A 19,202-nucleotide genomic window follows, 5' to 3' on the forward strand; every position below is an offset into this window, starting at 1 on the left:
CATAAAACACGACTTTTTTATACAGTTCCTAGGCTTCTTCAGAAGCCTAAAACGTTGATCTATCAACGATTAATAAAATCCTGCATAAACGAGTAATAATGGACAAGAGCCTAACCCTTGGTATACATAGGAAGGCAATAGCAGAAAGTCAACCGTAGTCCAAGAATCTCCAAAAGTCACTACATATTATTTTACAAGGTGTTTTTTATTAAGGAGATGATTTGTATGGTTAACAATAATAACCCCTTTCAGGGATGCTGTCCAATTAGTCCGATTTCAAAACCGCCTAACCTACCAAGATTAATGGGTCCCCAAGGACCAGCTGGGCCACCGGGTCCTCAAGGTCCTCAAGGAATACAAGGAATACAAGGAATACAAGGTGAACAGGGAGCTCAAGGAGATCCAGGTCCTAGTACAAATCTTTTCGTAACTGAGGAACAGGCGTTAGTAGTAGAGATACCTCTTTTAATCACTGACCCAGTACCTATTGTAAATGTTCAAGTTACTACCAACAATGATAATGAAAGAGTTAAAATAGATGCAATTGTAAGTACTCGAGTTCAAGCAGTATCATCATCAACTACATTTGGATTAGCCCTAATTTATGAGTTGTTTAGGGATGGCGTCCCCTTAACTAGCGCTTTCGTTGAAGGAGTCTACACTAGACCTGAGGGTACTTTTCAATTTTACAGTTGGCATCCGAATTTTACTTTTGTCGATGTACCCGGGCCTGCGGGAACCTATACGTACGAAATAAGAGCTTCTCATCGTCTGAACGCAAATCCTGGAAATGTAGTAAATATCCAGGCTTATAACCTTGGGCTTACTGCAGAAGTTTTTCCCCCTACTAATTCATTTTTTGCAGCAAGTACAACAGCGAAAACAAATTTTGAGGAATTTAATATACATCACGCTTCAATATTAAAGGAGAACAAGATACCCCCTCTTTTACTTGATACCCGCCAATTAAATGTTCTTGAAATGAATAATGAAAAAACAAACACTGAGGAAAGCACAGTTTTAAAAGAAAGTATGGATACTGAGTTTAAACAAAAAGAAAAAAGGTTACTACCTTCCATTGAAGAATTAAAGTTAACCGTCAGTGAACAACAATCCAAAATTAACCTGTTAACTGAATTACTCAACAAGACTACCGAAGAAAACGAAAAAGAACTGGACTCCCTAAAGATAAAACTTGAAAACAAGTTAACTTACTTCACCAATACAAAGGATTTAGAAAAAGAACGTGCCGTTCTGGAAATTGAACGAAAATTCCAAGAAAAGCTGCAGGAGATCCATGAACAATATAATAATATGCTGGAAAGGTTGTATGAGAAATTCTTCTTGTATAGAGATAAATAAAGTCATTTAAAGAAATGTTCAACATACGTTCGACTGAATGAAATATTTTTTGCTTTTGCCATAGGAAAATGCAAATAATAAATAATTGCTGTACGAACATACTGTGCATTAATTGTAAAATTTTTATTCAGCAGCCGGGCGCTTTAATGGCATAAGGAGCACTGAAACAATCAAACTTTTTTATAAAGTAAGATAGTGATTAGTATATTGAGGGAGTTAAAGAAGGAAACTTATCTTTTTCTAACGAATAACAAAAGTATTTAAAATAAGGAGATGATTTATAATGTGTGGGATGATGAGGTTTGATTGACCAATTAATTCCATATGTAATCTTATTTGGAGCTACGGGTTCAGGCTTGGTTGCTGGAGTGTTCTTCGCACTTTCTTCATTTGTTATGAAAGCACTTGCTCGGCTACCGGATGAGCAGGGAGTTGCTGCGATGCAGTCAATTAATGTAGTGGTACTAAACCGATCTTTTTTAACTGTATTTTTGGGAACAGCTTTAGTTACTATACTACTTATAACCCATTCTATTTTTAATTGGAAAAGTGCAAATGCCATTCCTTTATTTGCTGGAAGTTTGCTATATTTTGTTGGCAGTTTTCTAGTCACGGTTGTACGCAATGTTCCTCTAAATGATGAATTAGCTCGTGTAGGGGTACAGCCAACATTTCGGGAATTTTGTACGCTAAGCAAAATTCGACATAGAAATAGCCAAATACCTGTACGTTAAGGAATTTGGCTTTATGTGTTATAGGTTAATTTTTATTTAATGGTCTTAGAGAATTTGTGGGTAATCGATGTGAATCAAATTTATATTCTCCAAGAAAATTAATATGCTCCCATCCTAACGGTGAAATGTGTGGAAGTAATTCTTCCTTTAGACTATTCCTTTTCTTAAATTCTTTTGTCACTTCACTCAAATACACAGTATTCCATACGCTTATTGCATTGATTAATATATTTAATGCACTAGCTCTTTGTAGTTGACCTTGTATGCCTCGTTCTCTGAATTCACCACGTTTACCAAAAAATAAAGCTCTGGCCAATCCATTCATGGCTTCCCCTTTATTTAGTCCACGATGTATCCTTCTTCTTAATGTTTCATTCGTAATATAGTCAAGAATAAAGATTGTTTTTTCAATTCTTCCAATCTCCCGAAGAGATGTAGCTATTTTATTTTGTCTTGCATACGAACCTAATTTCCCCATGATTAATGATCCAGAAACTCTTCCTTCTCGAATTGAATGTGCCAGCCTTAATACATCATCAAAATTCTCTTTAATAACGTTTGTGTTAATCTTACCTCGAAGTATGCCTTTTATGTTTGGAAAATCATTAGGAGAAGAAATGGTATATAATTTAGCATCACTTATATCTCTTAGTCTTGGTGCAAAACGAAACCCTAACAAATGACTTAATCCGAAAACTTGATCCGTGTAACCGGCTGTATCAGTGTAATGTTCTTCAATTGTAAGGTCAGATTCATGATGTAATAATCCATCTATCACATGTACGGCATCCCTTGCATTTGCATTAATAACTTTGGCATAAAAGGAAGAAAACTGATCACTTGTAAAACGATAAATGGTCGTACCTTTCCCAGTACCGTAATGCGGATTTGAATCTGCATGTAACGATGATACACCGACAGGAACACGCATACCATCGGAAGATGATGTCGTCCCATCTCCCCAATATGTAGATAAAGATAGACGGTGCTGATAATTTACCAGTGTAGCTTGAGCGCGAGTCATCGCATCTTCATGTAATCTCCATTGCATAACATTGGCCATCTGGCGATATGAAATATCAGGAGTTGCTTCTGCCATTTTAGTTAATTCAATATTTGTCCCCATCGCCATTAATGAAGCCATCACAATAGACTTTTCCTCACCTTTAGGCGGTTGATTTGAAGAAGCGTGAACAAATGACTCTTTAAATCCAGTCCATTCAGCTACCTCCATTAATAAATCAGTAAGTTTAACTCTTGGAATCATATTATAAAGCGATAAGCTGAAATTTCTAGCTTCTTCAGGAGTATCAGCTTGAAGTCTCTCAACATGTATCTTTTGTTTTTCAATGTTGATACTTTCAACTTTATCAATATTTTTGGATATCCATTGAAGCTTAGTATTTAAAGTTTCACATCTTTCCTGTATATACTGTTCAAAACTTACATTAACAGCTATATTAGTCCCTTTAATCTTTGCTTTTCCCCAATCATCTTTTGACACTAAATATTCTTCAAAATCCTTATGTAATTGACTACCTTCAACCCAAACATCACCGGAACGGATATAGTTTTTGAGTTCTGTTAAGGCAGCCATTTCATAATATTGACGGTTAATGTTACCTTCATCATCAAAAACATGTTTTTGCCAACGTTTAGGAACAAAACTCAAAGGTGAGCCATCAGGGATTTTCCTTTTTCCAGAATCATTTAATTCCCGTATGGTATCTAATGCCTTCAATAAAGGCTCTGCTGATTTAGTAGATTTGAACACTAAAGAATCCAACAGGCTTGGAGTATATTTCCTTAAATAGTTATATCGGGCTTTTATTAAATCGAGATAATCATAATCCATTGGTCTTGATAATAATTTAGCTTCTTCAATTGATTCTACAATCTTCTCCCACGGCATTACTTGGTCTAGTGCCGCATAAGGATCGATCCCTTCTTCTTTGGCTTTAATTAAAGCCGTTCCTATATCTGCGTAATGCACAACTTTTTCATTTACTGACTTTTCATTTTGTTTTTGCATCTCTTCTTGAGTTTTTCTACCCTTTGCTTGTAACACCACCATTTGCCTATCATGAATTTCAATGGCATGGTCAGTTAAGTCTTGGGAAAGAGTGATTAAGTGAGCGACTAATAATGCATATCTTTTATCTTCTTTAAATCGTCTAAAAGAATGGGGTTCATATCTTGCCCCAATTCGTGCTAATTGTAAGAGTCTATTGGGGTGTATTAATGCCGTATTGGCTGCAATATTCATTTCTTTAATGTACTTTAGTCTTTGTATGACCTTTAAAAAAGAATCTGGTGACGACTGTCCGGGAATTTCCCGAAGCCAAGCTAATTGGGTTTTAATATTATTTACCGTTAAATCGATCAACTTTTCTAGTTCACACTTATGTCTTTCAGAAAGATTACTTGTTAGTATGGCATATATTTTTTTCTCTGCACGCGTTCTTGTTAGCCAAACCATCCTCTCGATTGTTGGTATTGCAGGAAGGATTATTTTTTCCTTTCTTAATAAATCGATTGCAGTGCGTACTAGATACATCGAATTTCCATTTTCCAATGCAGATTTTAAAAGAACATTAGAAATCGTACGATAATCACTGTTATTAAAGTTTCTGTATCCATATACTTGACGTATTTCGTCTAAATGCTCACGTCTAGTTGTATCACGTTGAGCATATGAAGTGTAAACCTCTGGATCTACATTAATTTGATTAGCGATGTATTTAATAAGGTTTTCGGGTATATCTGACATATTAATTAAAGAACAACCGGGGTTTCTAAGAATGCATAATTGGAGTGCAAACCCCAAGCGATTATGATCTCTTCTATGACGATTTATAACATCAATATCATAGTCAGATAGACTGTAATAAGAAGTAAATTCAAATTCTGATAAATTATTAAGGTTTAAAATTTCCTTGCGCTGTTCTGGTGTCAGCAGTTCTTTCACACTCAAGTTAAATCAATCCTTATAAATAATTTTGGTATGAGCCTAATTTACTTTATCTAAGTATCTATACAGCGAGGTTTTGCTGACTCCCGTTGCTTCTGTTATTTCGTTGATTGTATAATCCTTACTTTTATACATTTTTATTGCCATTTCAACTTTTTCCTTTTTCTTCGATGGTCTGCCACCTTTCCTTCCTCTGGATCTTGCTGCTTGAAGTCCTGATTTTGTCCTTTCGCTAATAATATCTCGTTCTAACTCTGCAATATTTGCCATTGTACGAAAGAAAAACTTCCCCATTGCAGTTGAAGTATCAATACTGTCATTAATAGAGACAAAATCTACGCCCATATCATTGAATAATTCACTAAGTTCAATTAGATGTTTTGTAGAACTTGAAATACGATCAAGTTTATATACAACAATTTTGTCGCCACTGCGTAAGACCTTAAGAAGTTCTTCTAGTTGGGGTCTATCTTTTCTAGTTCCGGTCAACTTTTCTTTATAAATTTTCTCTACTCCAAATTTTGTAAGGGCATCAACTTGCATATCCAAGTTTTGTTCCTCCGTACTTACACGTGCATAACCAAATATCATCATTCATCACCTGCAAAAGTAGTTTATAACCTCATATTAGCACCAAAAACAGTATTAGATATTAAAAATGTTACTTTGATTTTAGGAATGAGTTTTGGTTCTACAGATTAATAGAAATAGATTGTTTTTTTTAAAATATTTATCAGAACCAAAAACGGTCGTTTATGGTTCATCAACTCTTTACAATAATTGGATTAAGACATTATCTTATTTTAGATATTGAAATTAAGTTATAATAATTGTATATTATGTATATGGTGTATATCAATTACATATACAGTTTAAAAAAGAGGGTTTCTATGAAAATAATTATTAAAAATGGTTCCGAACAACCGTTATATCAACAAATAAAGGATCAAATTAAAGGTGGAATTCTCCGTCAGGAATTAAAAGAAGGTGAAAAACTTCCGTCCATTCGTTCATTAGCAAATGATTTACATGTTAGTGTTCTTACAACAAAAAGAGTATATGACGAATTAGAAAAGGAAGGATTTATTGTAACAACCGTTGGAAAGGGTTCATTTGTAGCATCCGACAACTTAGAGATGTTGTCGGAATCTAAAAGACACATGATTGAAAAAAAGCTCTCAGAGGCGTGGCAAATGGCTAAAACCCTAGGAATAAATAAACAAGAACTTTATTTAATGATGGATATCATTTTTGAAGAGGATGATGAGTGATGACAACTGTTTTAGATGTGAAAAACTTAAAGAAAGAGTTAGATACTTTCAGCTTAGCTAAAGTGGACTTTTTATTAAAAGAAGGTTGTATAACTGGTTTTATCGGAATTAATGGTTCCGGAAAAACAACAACTATAAAAACTATACTTGGACTCTATCCAAGGGACGAAGGTAGCATTAAGTTTTTTGGCAAAGAAATAGAAAAAAATGAGTACATAATAAAGAATCGTATTGGGGTAGTTTTAGATGAAGGCTATTTTTATGAAGATATGACATTGAAAGAAATGAAAAGTGTTATTGCCCCTGCATATACGAACTGGGATGAATCTATTTTTTTAAAGTATATCAATCGATTTAATTTGAAATTAAACCAAAAAATTGCAACCTTATCGAAAGGTATGCGAATGAAATTTGCCCTTACTTTAGCTCTTTCTCATCATGCTGATTTATTGATAATGGATGAGCCCACAAGTGGTCTTGACCCATTAATTCGTAATGAGTTAATGGAGATACTTTTAGATTTCATGGAAGAGGATGGAAAGAGTGTATTCTTTTCTACTCATATAACTTCTGATTTAGATAAAGTAGCTGACATGCTTATATTGATTGATAAAGGCAGAATCATATTCAACGAAAGTAAAGATGAACTACTGGATAGGCATGCTTTGGTAAAAGGAGATAATAGTTTAATCAATGAACATACAAGAAGATTATTTTTAAGTTTGCGTCAAACAGCAGTTGGCTTCGAAGGAATTACCGACAAATTAGACGTAGTACGTGAACAAATGAACGATTGTTTAATAGAGAGGCCTTCCATTGAAAATATAATGTTAGCCTATGTAAAGGAGGGATAAAAATGTTATTTCATCTTGTCAAAAAGGATTTCATTCTAGCCAAAAAATATCTATTATTTATGCTTGTTTTTGCAGTTATTGGACCCATGTTTATTTATTCAAAGTTAGGATTTGATAACGGTAGCTTTACAAGTTTTCTTATTACCGTTTTATTTACGGAATATATTTTGTTTAATATGGTTTCGATGCAAGAGGATAAATATAGGGGATCAGCACTTCTTTGTACAACCCCACATACTCGTAATGGTGTCATTAAAGCAAAATATCTATTTGTTCTTGTGATTTTTATTGGCTGTTTCCTTTTATTTAACCTTGCAGTAGCAATTGGTTTTTCTACAGGGCTAGCAAGATTAAATATTTATAGTATAGGAATAGCTCTTTTGATCATTTCTGTTTTTTTCGGAATATTAATACCTATTCAAACTAAATTTGGCTATGAAAAAACAAAGTATATCTTTTTTATTTTAATATTTTTAACTCCATTTATACTACCCACTATTATTGAGTGGTACCAATCGATGAATTTTAATATCAATTTTCAATTACCACTACCTCAAACAGTAATGGTTTGGGTGCCTTTTGTAATATCTATTTTTATTATCTTAATTTCAATGATTATATCAATCCAAATCTTTTCAAAGAAAAACTTATAGCTTCTTCTTTTGAGGTGAATATAAATGAAAACAATAATAATATTTGTAATACTGTTTGCAGTTTTAGCATTTGTAATTAAAAAAATTAGGAGCAAATAGAAATCCATATAAAAAAAGTCGAATCCATCAAGGATATCGGCTTTTTTAGATTGAAATTTGCTTAGCGTACAAAATTTCCGAAATGTTGGCTGTACCCCGTGTAGATACTAAAGAAGGAGAAAGTTTCATTTTATGGAAAAATTATCTGTCAAAATGGACGATATGGAATCACATTAGCAAGTTTTGCATCGATGGTATTATTTATTCTAGCGCTGTAATAAACTAACAAGTAGCATTAATCATATAAGGGTTAACACTCGCTCGTCTTTTGTTTACGGGCATCTCGAATTCCACAGTACACAGCCATATATAATGCTTGCCTTAACCTTCTAGAATCCTCTTTTAGTTATGCGATTGTTGGTCGCTGTAAACCTTCCAGAAGAGTAAACAGTAGGATCTATTCCTGAAAAGGCAACTAACTTTTTAGGATGATTAAACCGATCTATTCCTCCAATTTCGGATATGATTGTTGCTGCAATCTTTTCTCCGATACCAGGGATAGATTGGATAATCTTATATTCTTCAATTTCTTTAGCGAGGGCATCTATTTCAGTTTCTAGTTGTGATAGATGCTCTTGATATTGAAGAACAATGGTAATAAACATCTTTAGGTTAAATATATGGCTTTCATACAAATTGCTTTGAAATGGATTTTGTACTGCAGCCTCAATAAGCTTTTGTGCTGTTTCTTTTGCCCACTTTTCTGAACGTCTGGTACATAACGATACAATCTTTTCAGTTAAAACGGATTCGGTAGTATTTAGTACATGTTCAGAAGTAGGAAATAAGAAAAGAGTCTGTAATGAGACTTTTGAATATAAATTACCAAAGACACCTCTATATTCAGGGAATATTTGATCTAGCACTGTTAGAAGCTGTACCTTGGTTTGTGCAGAGATACTTGAAATTGTCTCTTGTTGCCTTGTAAGATTACGAAGGTTTAAGAGTTGAATACCTCTTTTCTTATACGGCTCAACTTCTTCTTTGTAGTATAGTTCGCAAAGAAGAAAGGCATCGACAGCGTCTGTTTTTACCTTTCTTAAACTTGTACTCCTTGCACGATGAGAGATAAGGGGATTCACAATAATATAAACATATTGCTGTTCCTCCAAAAATTGAATAACAGGAGAGTGGTAATGTCCTGTTGATTCTAATATAACCGAAGGTTGCTTACCATCAGCTACTCTTTCAATCTCTTTTAAGAATCCTAATAAATTCTCAAAGCCCTCCACTGTATGTTTTACACTAAAACTTTTACGAAAAGGCTGTCCCTTATCCAAGAATGCTTGTACCTGACTTTCCCCCTTAGAAACATCCAGCCCTACTACTGGATTCATCATTATCTCCTCCTTGGAAATTAAGATTAGTCGGTTGTCCCTAGGCTCCTTGTACTGTCATAGGTTCGCTTGTTAAACGGGATCATTGTCCCAACCAGCCTGAAACATGCTTATACAAGTAGGGAGTGAACCGTTTTGCGGACGGGATCGAGTCCCACGGGCGCTACGTTCTACTCCGACTACCGCTATAATAAAACCAAATAAAAAAAATTCAACCAGTAAAAACTGGTTAAACTTATATTACGATCGGGCGCTTTTCTTGAATAACATAGATGGAAAGTGATCAAATTTTTTTATAAAAATCTCATACTTATTTAAAGGCTCAATTAAATTTGAATGTTGATATTTACACAAAAACAAAGGGAAACCAGATTGTTAAGGTTTCCCTTTGTTTTTATGACTAATCTATTTAATTTCCACAACAAATGTGTAGGAAATTGTTCCGTTAGTCCATTCTGCTAATGCTTCATAGATATATTTACCTTTACTTGAAGGAAGGGTTATTTGATTATCATTTTGTTCTATTTCTATTTCTCTTCCTTTTTCATTCCATAAATAAACTTCGATGTTTGGATTTCCTTCAATCATAATCTCAACTTTTTGATTTGGATTTGAGCTAATTGATTCTATATGCTCTGCCATTTGGTACGGAGATGCGTGGTCTGTTTGTACAACCTCAGTTCCTAAACCTTTCTTTCTTTCCCATCTATAACCGCCTCTTTCAATCTGATATTCCGTACCATTAATAATGATTAGCCCATTCAGAGATGGAGGGAACTCACTGTCTATGTCTTCGTTATTTTTATCTACATTATTTGAACAACCTATAACCGAAAATATTGATAACACAAATATCATTAAAAAGAAATATTTTAATCTCAAAATATCACCCCTTTACGGATTTGACGATGGGTTTTTCCAAAGGTTTCAATTATTGTACTAATCGAAACAATTTAAAACTATACAGTAAGATTTGAAGTACGGAAACTATCTAAAGAAAAACTCCATTTTGATCAATTTTTTCAAAATGGGGTTTATGAAGTTGCTGTTAGATAAGGATTGAGGGATATTTTAAATCAAACTTTGTTCCAATGCTACATTTGAAGCAACACGATATCGTGACTCGATTCTAACTTGATTTACGAACAAGTGTTTGTGTAACTAGTGATAAGGAGTTGATTCGGATGATTCGTGACCGAGGTTTAAAAAAATGGCAGGCTGCAAGCTTTTTACCCCAGCAATGGACGATGTTAAAGGGGATATACCATGATGATACTAAAGTGAAAAAGCCAACCTTAGATGAACAAGAACTTGAAGACATAAATATTATTGTCATGGAGTCACTAAACTACACCTTGCCTATAAAAGTAACTATTTGGCGTAATGGCTTTTTTATTAATTTTATAGGTATAGTTGCTAAAGTTGACCCAATAAAGTTGTGCATACTAATGGAGATTAACAAAAATACTGAAAGAATAATGATCAATGATATTACTGGTGTGGAGAGGATTTAAGGATGACCAGGATACCTAATGAAGATAGAGATATAATCGAGCAAGCTATGTATTTACCTATGGTTCTTACCGTGTTGGAAAAAGATCGAATTATTATAGAAAAAGCACCATTTAAATTAAAGGAGCCTTATCTAAATCTTGTGGAGGAAACAATAAGAGCTGTACAAAAGGATTTAAAAGTTGTTAAGGATAAGATGCGGCAGGAGAATATGAAGGTTCAGCAAATTGGTCATGACGAAGCATTTACGATGTATTCATTTTTATATAAAGGATTCGAAGAGCAACATAATTACTTTAATCCGAGGATACGTAACAAGGTACATGAATTAATGGAGCATTATTTGTATAACCGATTTAAATGAAATCCCTCTTGTTGCTATGTAATGACACACCAGAGGGATTTATTGATTTAAAATTTCATTTCTCATTGAGATTTTTATTTTTGAAAAAAAAATAATAGTTTCATTTCTAACGTTGATGGTTGTTGTTGAATTATGTATAATGTAAATATAGTTTTATTTAATTTTACAGTCCTTGCACACTTCTTTGTCCATTTAGGATATATGCCGAGTGAAGTTGGACAGAAGGCTTGCGAAAGCACCTTCATAAAAGACTGCTATATTAGCAGTAAGTCTTTCGAATTCCCCGTTCTACGTGCTGGATGAGAGACATGTCTAGCCAAAAAGCTAGAAGAAAAAACTGTACATGGTATTTTTTGTGTGCAGAAAATTTAATAGGTATTGGCAATACGAGGGACGTACAATTATTGTAGGTCTTATTTTGTGTTGTCGCGAAAAGAGCAGATTTCAGTTCATTACAATGGACTAATTTCTGCTCTTTTTTTTGTTTCTAAAACTAAAAAGGGAGAGGATTCAAAATGACAATGGATTTAAGTCAAGTAGCTGCAATCGAAAATGAAAAGGAAAAAAGCATTATTGGTCACCTTTGTTGGTATTCTGTAGGTGAAGATAACTATGATCGAAATGAGTTAAGAAAGGCACTACTCCAAAATGGATTTGAAGAGAGTGACTTACCTAATGAAATTCGAGCAACTAATGCTTTCCGAAGAGCAACTAAAGACATTGAAACTAAAAAGGTTGAAGCAAAAAAAGAAGGAGTCTATAAGAATTATATTGTCAGAAACGTATGCACAAACGCACAATTCATTCAACGTAACATCGTTGAAGAGACTGTAGACTCAAAAGGGCAGAAATTATCTTATAAAGAGAATGAAGCGATATTGCTCTTTAATCGAAATAACGAAACTATTAGTAAGGCAATAGTCAATGCTGGCGGAATGGCTGAGGAATTGGCTGAAGAAGCATGCAACTTGTTCGAACTATATAAAACTTGTCATAACGGACAAGCTGTTCGATACATGGCCAATGACATTTTAAAAACAATGTCTCCTACTCCTGTCAGACCAAGTGGTGGAGTTTACTTTGTACCGTAAATAAACCGATAAATCTGTACCCAACCCTGCAGATTGGGGAGACGTACTTAGTTGGTCCAACACGATTAAATAAAGGTACTCACTTCTATTTTTATACTTTAAATGGGACTTTCAAAGGTTGTTTTCCCATTGAGTGGGTTGAATTAGCGATTTCAAATACATTAGATATTGAGTCTAAAACCAATGAAGGTGTAAGAATCACTCTTAAAGGTCAACTAGAGTTTATTCTTTTATAGCCATTAAAAAATTAAGGATCAGATTTTTAACGCAAGGAGGGGAGCCTACAGGGTGAAGATAAATTAATGAATTCACCCGGGCGCTATCTATGAATCAGGGTAAGCCTTCAAGACAAGGTTTTACAGTTATGGGATTTTCAAAGAGTGGTTTTTCTTGTTATTCAGATTGGAATATCTGTAATTACGGGAAAAATGGATGTACTATCGCTAATAAAGACAATGAAGCTGCGCAATATTGTCATTGCTTTCAACGGAATAACAAAGAAAAACAGCATTCAGAACTAGTTGAATTATTTAATTCAGTCCAAGTAGAGAATTTGGATGCTATTTTTCAAAAGGTAGATAAACATAACAACTTAATTAAACAGGAATCACTTGAAGATAAAAAAGTAATTAACCAGTGGATTAGTACACTTTCTATTATGTCTAAATTAGATATTCTTCAATGGACAGTGAAAGATTGGGTTCGTATGAGTGGTTTAACAAATATCATCGAAGGAGCATTATCAAAAGGGGATAAAATCACAGCTTTTAAAGAATTCAAAAGAATGATAAATGAGTCAGGTTCAGGTGGAAGAATGATTTCTTACAATAAATTTTTATAAAACAATAGAAATAAAAACCGCAGACGGTCAATTCTTTACTCCGACTGAAAATGAACTTTGGGAAATTTATTATTCACACTGGGAAGAAAAAAATGCATTAAGTTTATTTAGTTTTATTGAATAATATTGCTAGAAATTATGTTGCAACTTAATAAAGATGCAACTTTAAAATTAGGAGAAAAAGTAGAGTGCTACTTCAATAAGCGTAATGGGCTTATTTCTATTCGTTCGGTTGACATTGATAATGAAAATTATAATCGGATTGTAGCACACGCAAAATACCTACATTTAATGGATGTTGAATTACGGGTTCGATGCGGCCGCAAAATAGTAAGAGGGAATTACGTTAGCAATCTGCCAATTGCACCAAATCGAAATCAAATACTGTACTGTGTAGATAATAGTTTCTATACAACAAAGGGAGAAGAGATTACCAGTGCAAAGTATGCAGTCTGCTTTAATGATATAATTATGGCAGAACAGCCAATATATAAAAGTACTGTTATTGAAATTTAAAAATAAAAAACACCGTTCATCAGTAAAATTGAACGGTGTTTAAATTTTATTAAGATATACCTGCTTCAATTTACAAAGAATAGTTTTCTAAACCTTCTGCTGTAATTGTTTGAAGCATTATAATCTTGATTAGAAAGCGAAACTGGATTAACTAAATAGAAACTTTAAGAATTTCTAGACCAGCTTTCAAATACTCAGCTAACGGTACTTTTTCAGTCATCTGGTCAATTTCAATTTCCTTGCTATCCCAGCCTTTTTTATAAAAGTAGTCTAGATAGTCATTATAAATATCTTGGGGTAATAGTGATTTATCATAATCCTGATCCCTCCAAGATACATTACGGTTTGGAGCATTTTCACATCATCAAAGTTCAAAGTTTTCATGTAATTTTCTAGGAAAGTATGCAATGAATCTATTTTTTGCCCAACAGGTGTTGCATGGAATGCACGAATTTCTTCCATACTTCCACCCTCAAATCCTATTAGTCATTATGGATAGAGCAACACCCCTTTATAACCTATTAATGATATTAAGATTTCTGGCTTTTAGAGAGGAAATACTTGCGGAGGCTCCATATCCATAGTTTAAACTCTGTCTTTTAAAAGAATGTAGAAGAAGCAAAGCAATTAGCACGTCCAATCGACTATGATTATCTAGACTTATTAGAGAAGAAATTCTACACATTGAGAAAGTATACACCCCTCTTGTTAAAATCAATTGAGTTTCATTCTACGAAATCAGCAGAGCCATTAATACGTGCAATTCACACGGTTAGAGAAATGAACGAAACAGGTAAACGGAAAGTACCGGAGGGTGCACCTCTTGATTTTGTATCAAATAGATGGCAAATGTTGGTTTAGAATAAAGTTTAATCAAAAACACTTTGTAAACCCACATTTTACAGCAAACAAAAAGAATCTATTTTGAAAAAAGTTTGATCAAAATAGATTCCACATTTGAAATAAATTATTTAATTTTTATAAAAAAGTTTGATCATTTTCTCAATCAGCATTTACTATCCTCTGTCACCTTTTTTCATGCTATAAAATTGTAAACAAAGGGAGAACACCATAGAAAGAACTGCAAAATAAACCAGTGTAATAGCTCCCATCTCTAAAGACAATACAACCCCACCTAAGGTAGCACCTATTGCACTCCCTAAATAATTGACAGAACTGTTTAATGCCACCGTTGAACTTCCATTATTCGGCTGGTATGATAGTAAAATATGCTGTTGTGGTGCTTGACATGCCCACCCCATTGCTCCCCAGACAAAGAACGGTAGATACTTTAATATTGGTAAGTTAATCATTAGTGGTATACATATAATAGATAGTGTTAAAGTTATTAAAATTATTGTAACCAAAGTTTTTGGCTTTTTAAAATAGTCGATCAGATAACCAATCATCAAACTGCCAAACAAACCTCCAAATCCCCATGCCCAAAGATACATCGTTAAATTACTAGAAACTGCAATTTCTTCTAATATTGGTGATAGGTATGTGTATAGGCCTAAGCTAGCAATGCTAGCAAAAAATGTTATAAATACAGTTATGGTTACCCTTTTATCTAGAAACATCTTTAATCGTTCGTTTAGTGCAGGAGGAGGTGTAGTTGGAAAATTCGGGAGAAATCTAAGCATACCTAAAACAGCAATTACACCAATGATAACTAATAGCCAAATTGTTGATTTCCAATCAAACAAGTCGGATATATATAGACCTAAAGGGACACCCAAAACTGTTCCTATGCTCATTCCACCTATAGTCAATCCTAGAGCCCTCCCTTTCTTTTCACTTGAAACAAGCTGTGCAGAAGCTGCTACAGCTAATGGTGAGAATAAACCAGCTCCTACCCCAGCAATTGCTCTAGATAATAGGAGAATAGAAAATGTTGGAGCAAGAGCTGTAATACCATTAGCAATAGTAAAGACTAGCATTGAACATAATAATACTTTTTGGATTGGTTTTCCGGCAAGTAGAGAAGAAAATAAGGGTGCTGATATAGCATAAAATAAAGTAAATATGCTAACGGCTTGCCCTACTTGAGACACATCTTTATGATATGTCTCACTAATCCCTGGAATAAGCCCTGCAATTATATAAGCATCAAAACCCAAGGCAAACATACCCAATGATAGTAATAAAACTTTTTTCATAAATTAATCCTTCCTAACTAGGTGATGAATATTCTGTCGATTAATTCTATGTTCAGTTACCGGTTTCTCTTTTGTTCATTCCAGTACAAAAACAAACCACATTAGACGATAACCTATAACATTATGTTATAATCAAAACATCTTCCATATTTAATATGTTACCAAAGAACAATGAGTATGGAAGAATCATTATTTTATAAGGATATAACAAATCGTTATAAGGTATGGAGGAATATAATGAATATAGAGTGGTTGCACAGCTTTGCTGAAGCAGCTAAACAAAAAAGCTTTTCTAAGGCTGCAAAAGCAAATAATCTTTCCCAACCAGCATTGAGCAAACATATTCGGAATTTGGAAAATAATCTCGATATTGAGTTATTTCACAGAACATCAACTGGTATTGAATTGACGGAAGCTGGTGAACGTTTCTATACTCGAATTACGCCTGTTATCTCTGAATTAACCGCAATTCATCAAGAATTACAACAATTTTGTCGTACTAATCCTATAGCTATAGGCAGTCTTCCTAGTTTAGCCACTTACTATTTACCCTCTAGGATTAAGGGACTTCGGCTATTGGGTAGACCCTTGACATTAATGATTCAAAATACTTCTAGCGAACTGCTACAGTCATTACAGGAAGGAAGACTTGATGCGGTCTTTGTTGAGGCTTTAAATACGAGAGAATCGTTGTGGAGTTGCGAGTTGTTTACGGAGCCTTACTATGCGGTGTTTCCTTTAGATCATCGATTCAAATCGAAAAAAACGGTTGAGCTTGCCGAACTGTGCGAAGAACCACTTATTGCTCATCAGGCTCCTTGTGATACAAGGAAGCATATTATTGAACAAATGGCATCGCTCGGTTACAAGCCTAACATAATAAGCGAGGTAGCTTTTGGTGATTTTATCTTTGGAGCCGTAACTGCTGGAATGGGGATAACCATAGTACCAGAGTTAATGGCTAAAAATATCGGTCATCTCGAACTTTTTGCTTTACCAATTGATAATTTCGGAAGAAAAAGAACTGTTTCATTAGTCGCTCGGAATAATAAACTTGGATCAAAATTATATCAATTTTTATCTGGAATTGATTAAACTTTTCATAAAAAATTTATAAGGTATTATTTGTTTAATCATTTAAGCCAATAATTGTTAAAACCCAAAAGATGTTCTTTTCCTTTTCATTATAAAAACACCCCTTTAGACGATCATATCTAAAGGGGTAATCAGTTTAACTTTTTTATAAACGGTTAATCTTTTTTCAAAACGGTGCAACTTTATTACAAACGGTTAAACTTTGTTTTAAATATATAGCAAAAGCACGTATATGATGAAGATGGAACCATTAACAGGCATTATTATGAAATGGCTGTTTTAACTGAACTACGAAATTCTATTCGGTAGGTAATATATCTATTAGTGGTAGTAGACAACATAAGGATTTTGATAAGTACCTTGTTTCAAAAGAAGAGTGGAACGAGATTCAGCCTGGAACATCCGAGTTAGCTGTTAGTCTATCTGCTCATGAATATTTAGAAGAACGAACATCTTCATTATTAAAACGCTTAAAATGGGTGTCAAGTCACATAGGCGAATTAAATGGGGTGAGTTTAGAGAATGGAAGACTGCATTTAAGCCGTTTAGAAAAAGACACACCACAAGAAGCAAAAGATTTTAGCTCATCTCTTTATGACTTACTTCCACGTGTGAAGCTCACTGACTTATTAATGGAAGTAGCTCATTGGACTGGTTTCCATGAACAGTTTGTTCACGCTTCAACCAATCGTATCCCAAATGAGGAAGAGACCACTATTCTTATGGCTGCACTTATGGCATTGGGAACAAACATAGGTATGACAAAGATGGCTGAAGCTACGCCTGCCATTTCCTATAGACAAATGGCAAATGCAACACAATGGAGATTATATGAGGATGCAATGAGTAAAGCGTAATCTGTACTCGTTAATTTCCATCATAAATTATCTCTTTCCTCCTATTGGGGAGATGGAACAACATCTTCATCAGACGGCATGCGTGTACAAATTGGTGTTTCTGCACTTCATGCAGATGCTAATCCTCATTATGGTACTGGAAAAGGTGCTACAATTTATCGTTTTGTTAGTGACCAATTTTCAAGTTTTTATACAAAGGTTATTAATACAAACGCTAGAGATGCTGTACATGTCATTGATGGACTCCTTCACCATGAGACAGATTTAGCGATTGAAGAACATTATACAGATACAGCTGGTTATACTGATCAAGTTTTTGGTTTAGCCCATTTACTCGGTTTTCGTTTTGCACCGCGTTTACGAGATTTAGCTGACTCAAAGCTTTACACGATAGGAAAGTCTAGTAATTTGCCACAATTAGAAAAATTATTGCGTGGTCAAATCAATGTAAATGTTATTCGAAAAAATTACGATGATGTATTACGATTAGCTCATTCTATTCGGAAGGGTACTGTATCTGCTTCTCTTATTATGGGAAAGCTTGGTTCTTACGCTCGGAAAAATAGTTTGGCTACAGCACTTCGTGAGATGGGAAGGATTGAAAAAACAATTTTCATCTTAGATTACATCTCAAGTGAAACATTAAGGAGAAAAATTCATCGTGGATTAAATAAAGGTGAAGCTATGAACTCTTTGGCTAGATCTATTTTTTTTGGTAAACGTGGAGAGTTGCGTGAACGTGCGCTGCAGGATCAACTTCAAAGAGCTAGTGCATTAAATATTATTATTAATGCCATTAGTATATGGAATACGGTATATTTAACCAAAGCAGTAGAATATAAAAAAAAGAAAGATGTCTTGCAAGAAGAACTATTACATCATATTTCACCGCTTGGATGGGAACATATCAATTTCCTTGGTGAGTATAAGTTTAAATTTAAGCAATCAACTACTTTAGAATCATTACGACCACTCCGAAGATAAAGCATAAAGGCCGAAATTCCTTAACGTAGGAAAATCGGCTTTTTATCTTCCTTAAAATGTCTTAGCGTGGGTTTTATGTCATTTGGTTGGCGGGACCCCAGGATATAAAGAAAGGTGAATGTAAATGGTAGACAAATCTTCTTTAAAAGAACTGTTACTTGAGTTAGAAGAAAAATTGTTAAAACCAGAAATCAGAGCATCAAAAGATGAGCTTACTAACATACTTTCAGAAGATTTTTTTGAATTCGGAAGCTCTGGTAAAGTTTTGTATAAAAATGAGAGTATTGGTGAAGTGAATCTTAGTACGGTATGTATGAAATTGAGCGATTTTGAAATCCATCCATTGTCTGAGGAAATAGTTTTAACAACATATAGAATCTATAACGAGTTAAATAAACAACATTCATTACGGAGTTCGATATGGAAATTAATAGATGGAACGTGGAAGATGCATTTTCATCAAGGTACACTAACAACTCCTTCTCATTAATGCTTATAACAC

The 19,202-nt window shown here is 34.0% G+C and carries 17 protein-coding genes and 3 pseudogenes; 14 read left to right on the forward strand and 6 right to left on the reverse strand.

Going from position 1 to position 19,202, the window contains the following annotated elements; all coding sequences use genetic code 11:
* Window positions 1-225: 225 nt before the first annotated feature.
* A complete protein-coding gene (locus AN957_RS28775; RefSeq protein ID WP_053474817.1) occupies window positions 226-1,362 on the forward strand; it encodes a hypothetical protein in 1,137 nt (378 codons plus the stop codon).
* A gap of 302 nt (window positions 1,363-1,664) precedes the next feature.
* Complete coding sequence (locus AN957_RS06980; protein ID WP_053474818.1) at window positions 1,665-2,096, forward strand: anthrone oxygenase family protein; 432 nt, start codon at window positions 1,665-1,667, stop codon at window positions 2,094-2,096.
* Window positions 2,097-2,121: 25 nt separating this feature from the next.
* On the opposite strand, the gene AN957_RS06985 is transcribed toward AN957_RS06980, so the two are convergent.
* Together AN957_RS06985 and AN957_RS06990 are read right to left on the reverse strand one after the other, a co-directional pair.
* Window positions 2,122-5,070 carry a Tn3 family transposase gene (locus AN957_RS06985; RefSeq protein ID WP_056683056.1) on the reverse strand — a complete coding sequence of 983 codons (2,949 nt, stop codon included), beginning with the start codon at window positions 5,068-5,070 and terminating at the stop codon, window positions 2,122-2,124.
* Window positions 5,071-5,106: 36 nt separating this feature from the next.
* Window positions 5,107-5,658, reverse strand: coding sequence for a recombinase family protein (locus AN957_RS06990; protein ID WP_056683059.1), 552 nt, complete (start codon window positions 5,656-5,658; stop codon window positions 5,107-5,109).
* Window positions 5,659-5,957: 299 nt separating this feature from the next.
* Here AN957_RS06990 and AN957_RS06995 point away from each other — a divergent pair, with 299 nt between their 5' ends.
* From AN957_RS06995 to AN957_RS07005, 3 genes are read left to right on the forward strand one after another with little or no spacing between them, the layout of a single operon-like run.
* Window positions 5,958-6,338: a GntR family transcriptional regulator gene (locus AN957_RS06995; protein ID WP_053474821.1), complete on the forward strand. Its 381-nt coding sequence runs from the start codon at window positions 5,958-5,960 to the stop codon at window positions 6,336-6,338.
* Complete coding sequence (locus tag AN957_RS07000; RefSeq protein WP_056683062.1) at window positions 6,338-7,192, forward strand: ABC transporter ATP-binding protein; 855 nt, start codon at window positions 6,338-6,340, stop codon at window positions 7,190-7,192. The genes AN957_RS06995 and AN957_RS07000 overlap by 1 nt, the downstream gene beginning before the upstream one ends.
* Before the next feature lie 2 nt (window positions 7,193-7,194).
* Window positions 7,195-7,845, forward strand: coding sequence for an ABC-2 transporter permease (locus AN957_RS07005; protein ID WP_053474823.1), 651 nt, complete (start codon window positions 7,195-7,197; stop codon window positions 7,843-7,845).
* 358 nt (window positions 7,846-8,203) lie between these two features.
* Here the strand turns inward: AN957_RS07005 and AN957_RS07010 are convergent.
* A pseudogene (locus AN957_RS07010) lies at window positions 8,204-9,281 on the reverse strand (IS110 family RNA-guided transposase); the annotation flags it as partial.
* Window positions 9,282-9,686: 405 nt separating this feature from the next.
* Complete coding sequence (locus AN957_RS07015) at window positions 9,687-10,163, reverse strand: hypothetical protein (RefSeq protein WP_231690031.1); 477 nt, start codon at window positions 10,161-10,163, stop codon at window positions 9,687-9,689.
* Between the two features lie 302 nt (window positions 10,164-10,465).
* Here AN957_RS07015 and AN957_RS07020 point away from each other — a divergent pair, with 302 nt between their 5' ends.
* From AN957_RS07020 to AN957_RS07040, 5 genes are all read left to right on the forward strand, one after another.
* On the forward strand, window positions 10,466-10,795 hold the full coding sequence (locus tag AN957_RS07020; protein WP_053474847.1) for a YolD-like family protein: 330 nt from the start codon (window positions 10,466-10,468) through the stop codon (window positions 10,793-10,795).
* 2 nt (window positions 10,796-10,797) lie between these two features.
* Window positions 10,798-11,157, forward strand: coding sequence for a YhjD family protein (locus AN957_RS07025; protein ID WP_053474848.1), 360 nt, complete (start codon window positions 10,798-10,800; stop codon window positions 11,155-11,157).
* Between the two features lie 515 nt (window positions 11,158-11,672).
* Window positions 11,673-12,248 (forward strand): DUF6744 family protein, encoded by a 576-nt coding sequence (locus AN957_RS07030; RefSeq protein ID WP_056683065.1) that lies wholly within the window; start codon window positions 11,673-11,675, stop codon window positions 12,246-12,248.
* 325 nt (window positions 12,249-12,573) lie between these two features.
* The gene (locus AN957_RS07035; protein WP_056683068.1) at window positions 12,574-13,089 is read left to right on the forward strand and encodes a hypothetical protein; all 516 of its coding nucleotides are present in this window, start codon (window positions 12,574-12,576) and stop codon (window positions 13,087-13,089) included.
* Between the two features lie 138 nt (window positions 13,090-13,227).
* Complete coding sequence (locus AN957_RS07040) at window positions 13,228-13,605, forward strand: hypothetical protein (RefSeq protein WP_156341121.1); 378 nt, start codon at window positions 13,228-13,230, stop codon at window positions 13,603-13,605.
* 270 nt (window positions 13,606-13,875) lie between these two features.
* On the opposite strand, the gene AN957_RS07045 is transcribed toward AN957_RS07040, so the two are convergent.
* On the reverse strand, window positions 13,876-14,067 hold the full coding sequence (locus tag AN957_RS07045; RefSeq protein ID WP_056683073.1) for a hypothetical protein: 192 nt from the start codon (window positions 14,065-14,067) through the stop codon (window positions 13,876-13,878).
* 144 nt (window positions 14,068-14,211) lie between these two features.
* Between AN957_RS07045 and AN957_RS28975 the strand changes: the two are divergent.
* A pseudogene (locus AN957_RS28975) lies at window positions 14,212-14,454 on the forward strand (hypothetical protein); the annotation flags it as partial.
* Between the two features lie 167 nt (window positions 14,455-14,621).
* Here AN957_RS28975 and AN957_RS07050 read toward each other — a convergent pair.
* Window positions 14,622-15,764 carry an MFS transporter gene (locus AN957_RS07050; RefSeq protein WP_053474852.1) on the reverse strand — a complete coding sequence of 381 codons (1,143 nt, stop codon included), beginning with the start codon at window positions 15,762-15,764 and terminating at the stop codon, window positions 14,622-14,624.
* A gap of 237 nt (window positions 15,765-16,001) precedes the next feature.
* Here AN957_RS07050 and AN957_RS07055 point away from each other — a divergent pair, with 237 nt between their 5' ends.
* The 3 genes and pseudogenes from AN957_RS07055 to AN957_RS07065 all read left to right on the forward strand — a co-directional run bounded on the left by AN957_RS07055 (window position 16,002) and on the right by AN957_RS07065 (window position 19,190).
* Window positions 16,002-16,859 carry a LysR family transcriptional regulator gene (locus AN957_RS07055; RefSeq protein WP_053474853.1) on the forward strand — a complete coding sequence of 286 codons (858 nt, stop codon included), beginning with the start codon at window positions 16,002-16,004 and terminating at the stop codon, window positions 16,857-16,859.
* A 219-nt stretch (window positions 16,860-17,078) separates the two neighbouring features.
* A pseudogene (locus AN957_RS07060) lies at window positions 17,079-18,700 on the forward strand (Tn3 family transposase); the annotation flags it as partial.
* A gap of 124 nt (window positions 18,701-18,824) precedes the next feature.
* Window positions 18,825-19,190, forward strand: coding sequence for a nuclear transport factor 2 family protein (locus AN957_RS07065; protein WP_053474854.1), 366 nt, complete (start codon window positions 18,825-18,827; stop codon window positions 19,188-19,190).
* Window positions 19,191-19,202: the final 12 nt, after the last annotated feature.

Origin of the sequence: Cytobacillus solani, from assembly GCF_001420595.1 — a bacterium.
Classification (GTDB): Bacteria; Bacillota; Bacilli; order Bacillales; family Cytobacillaceae; genus Cytobacillus; species Cytobacillus solani.

What these genes read in the sequence shown, in the direction of transcription:
- AN957_RS06990 (WP_056683059.1), bottom strand. Translation starts at nt 5,658, where the DNA reads ATGATATTTGGTTATGCACGTGTAAGTACGGAGGAACAAAACTTGGAT.
- AN957_RS07020 (WP_053474847.1), top strand. Translation starts at nt 10,466, where the DNA reads ATGATTCGTGACCGAGGTTTAAAAAAATGGCAGGCTGCAAGCTTTTTA.
- AN957_RS07045 (WP_056683073.1), bottom strand. Translation starts at nt 14,067, where the DNA reads ATGGAAGAAATTCGTGCATTCCATGCAACACCTGTTGGGCAAAAAATA.
- AN957_RS07040 (WP_156341121.1), top strand. Translation starts at nt 13,228, where the DNA reads ATGTTGCAACTTAATAAAGATGCAACTTTAAAATTAGGAGAAAAAGTA.
- AN957_RS07050 (WP_053474852.1), bottom strand. Translation starts at nt 15,764, where the DNA reads ATGAAAAAAGTTTTATTACTATCATTGGGTATGTTTGCCTTGGGTTTT.
- AN957_RS07065 (WP_053474854.1), top strand. Translation starts at nt 18,825, where the DNA reads ATGGTAGACAAATCTTCTTTAAAAGAACTGTTACTTGAGTTAGAAGAA.
- AN957_RS06995 (WP_053474821.1), top strand. Translation starts at nt 5,958, where the DNA reads ATGAAAATAATTATTAAAAATGGTTCCGAACAACCGTTATATCAACAA.
- AN957_RS07025 (WP_053474848.1), top strand. Translation starts at nt 10,798, where the DNA reads ATGACCAGGATACCTAATGAAGATAGAGATATAATCGAGCAAGCTATG.
- AN957_RS07030 (WP_056683065.1), top strand. Translation starts at nt 11,673, where the DNA reads ATGACAATGGATTTAAGTCAAGTAGCTGCAATCGAAAATGAAAAGGAA.
- AN957_RS07005 (WP_053474823.1), top strand. Translation starts at nt 7,195, where the DNA reads ATGTTATTTCATCTTGTCAAAAAGGATTTCATTCTAGCCAAAAAATAT.
- AN957_RS07035 (WP_056683068.1), top strand. Translation starts at nt 12,574, where the DNA reads ATGAATCAGGGTAAGCCTTCAAGACAAGGTTTTACAGTTATGGGATTT.
- AN957_RS07055 (WP_053474853.1), top strand. Translation starts at nt 16,002, where the DNA reads ATGAATATAGAGTGGTTGCACAGCTTTGCTGAAGCAGCTAAACAAAAA.
- AN957_RS07000 (WP_056683062.1), top strand. Translation starts at nt 6,338, where the DNA reads ATGACAACTGTTTTAGATGTGAAAAACTTAAAGAAAGAGTTAGATACT.
- AN957_RS28775 (WP_053474817.1), top strand. Translation starts at nt 226, where the DNA reads ATGGTTAACAATAATAACCCCTTTCAGGGATGCTGTCCAATTAGTCCG.